At 42.5% G+C, this 2764-nt stretch carries 1 protein-coding gene and 1 pseudogene; both read right to left on the reverse strand.

Features of this window, described 5'->3' with window-relative positions; all coding sequences use genetic code 11:
• Nucleotides 1-214: 214 nt before the first annotated feature.
• Nucleotides 215-1012 (reverse strand): lipid II flippase Amj family protein, encoded by a 798-nt coding sequence (locus tag I8J29_RS33315; protein WP_208851553.1) that lies wholly within the window; start codon nucleotides 1010-1012, stop codon nucleotides 215-217.
• A gap of 484 nt (nucleotides 1013-1496) precedes the next feature.
• Nucleotides 1497-2470 (reverse strand): annotated as a pseudogene (locus tag I8J29_RS33320) (IS110 family transposase).
• Nucleotides 2471-2764 lie beyond the last annotated feature (294 nt).

Genomic DNA, 2764 nt, shown 5'->3' on the forward strand with positions numbered 1-2764 from the left:
CCCGCATGCCCTCAAACGGAGCAGCTTAGCCCCTCTCATGTAATTCTTGAAACTCCTATTGATTCATGCATATGAAATTCTGCGAATGAGCGAGCATTCGCGAGAAAACCTTTATTCTCTGAGGGAGCTTAAGCAATTATTTGTTCAAAGATAAAAGCTTACACAATGAATTGATATGCTCAAACTCTTCGATCATCCCATTAAGACATCCGGATTATAGGTATGGAACAATTGACTTTATCCAGTATGCCGCAGGCAATAAGATTATTTGTGCCAATAAAGTTCCACAAAATCTTGAAAACATCAATGCACCAAAGACTCTGTTAATTGAAGCTAATTTCGCCTCTTTGCGAAGTACTTTATCTGTCAGTAATGCCACATGTGGATCAATCAACAAAGTCAACATGATTGTTGCCAATCCGTTTATTAAACCGGATGCTTGAGAGGCTCCTGTACTGAAGTTTCCAGGCAAATAAGAAGCATATAACGCAGCTAAGACACCTACCGTATAGATTGCCGTCACACAACAGTTCATAAGCATAAATCGTTTTGGCATCCCGTTGTCCCGAAGCCTTCTAGCCATTTCCCATTTCGGCATTCGTAAGTAATAAAAGAAGTTTAAGAGCAGGTTAGATCTGAATAATTTCTTTGCCATTCTTGGAATCGAACCAGCCTGTTCTAAATGAGAAACCATACGACTAGAGAGTGCCACAAATGAAGGAAATAATGCTATTGCTAAAAGTGTACCGATTGAAGCCGCCATCAGAATTATTCGGAAATAGTCAATTAAGTGTATTCCGGAATGTTTTTTGGCAAGGTCCACTATTTTTCCAGTCATTGTACCCTGTGCAATATTGGACGTTCTTGAAACAAGTACAATCATTCCCGTCAACGAGAGAGCTATAGCTAATTTCCCTGTTCGAATACCAGCCATTCTTACAGCATAGGAAAGTGTCTCCGCTGCGTGAATAATCAATGTAAGTGATGAAATTAATATGATTCTTTCGATCATTAAGTTACCTCCAATTTGAACCTCCTCAGTATAATAATAAAGTTGATCATTTCCAAAAAGTGAAACTTATTGAAACCTTTGTTCATATTTAAAATTAGAACTATACTGCCCGTCCCTCGGTTTTTAGGGTTTATCTCACATATACTCACTCATTCGCAGGATTTCATCACCTTGAAATAGATATGGAGGTGGAGAAAGCTATGATGCCGTTAGCCCAGTAACTGGGTATGCGGGAACAAAGGAATTCAGCCATTCCTTTCTGCCTAACTCTACTGCACGCAAACTCCACAAGTGCCCTGGTGTTTACCATCCCATGGCTCGACGGGTCTAGGCCCTCACATTCCATCGTCAAACTTATCCAAGGTGTGGAGACCGATTGCGTTTAGCGGACGGGTCTGAGCCCTTTTCGGGCAGTAACTCGGTTCTCCGTGCTTTCTTTTTCAAAATCCCGCGAATGAGTCAATATACGTGATCGATCAATGCCCTATGCTGCTTGTGAAACGAGATGGCTGGCCTTTTCGGGAGAGAATGTTTCTACACGCTGGACCATACCGATCAAAATTCGCGCTACTTTACCCACGAGTTTAAAGACAGACTGTTGCTTTTGTGCTTTACTTGAACATTGTGTCGATGTAATTCTTGAAAGACCGGATTAATTCCAATGAGCTGGATTGTCGCTAAATACAGATATTTTCTTAAACTGGAGTCCCCTCGTTTGGAGACAACGATCTGACCTTTCCTCTTCCCCGATGTGCTTTCAGCCAAATTCAGACCGGCTTTGCGCAGTAACTGACGTCCATGTGCGTACTGCCTAATGTCACCTACACCTGCTAAGGGCGCAGGGAATTCCTTCAGAGTAGCCATTGAACGTTTAACGGTCCAATCCTTAAATACCGAACTGTACTCAGGAAATCGGATATCTAGCCACCGAATAATGCGATTTTGTAACCGGACGCTATTAGCAACCCAAAACTCCCGATCGCTCATCAGTGTTCTCATGCGTTGAAATACTTGAGTCTGTTTCGTATGTTCATAGTAGTAGCCTCGGCTTACTACATCTGCAATGACAAGCGCATCTTTTGGGTCACTCTTCGATTGGCAGTTGTCACGGTTTTCTTTATTGCGTTTTGTCGTTGCTGGATTAACTAAGACCACTTGCAATCCTTTATGTGTAAGCCAGTTGGCTAGGTTCCACCAATAGTGGCCTGTCGGCTCCATGCCTATGATTACCTGGCCTAAACGGTGCTTTTGCTGAATACCTTCCATCCACCGCTGCAGCTTTTCAAACCCCTCAATGGTATTGCTGAATGAAAGATGCCGATTCGTCAGTACAATCCCACGATAATTTGTAGCCTGTGCCACATGAGTTTCCTTTGCCATGTCGATCCCTACAATGAGATGCAAGGTAGTAATTCGTTCGATACGTTGATTTTGTACTTCTGATTGTTTAAACTTCATGATAGGAGCGCCTCCTTGATGTGTTGTGGAAACCCATCATACCGAGGCGCTCCTTTTTTGGCAAAGGTGATTTCTTAGCCTTAACAGGAATGTTTAGCACAAAGAGGACGGCAGCCGATCGTTCTGCCGGCTGCCATCGTGTCATAATTGCGCTATCATGTCCCGTTAGCGTAGAGACCGAATTCTCTCTAAACTTACTCCAGTAACAAGATGAATTAAATCTTCTGATTGATTGAGTTGGATCATCTTTCTAACAATGTTATCCTTCGTTGTCCAAATACCAAAATAATGCCC

It is taken from the genome of Paenibacillus artemisiicola (assembly GCF_017652985.1).
In the GTDB taxonomy this organism is placed as follows: Bacteria; Bacillota; Bacilli; order Paenibacillales; family Paenibacillaceae; genus Paenibacillus_Z; species Paenibacillus_Z artemisiicola.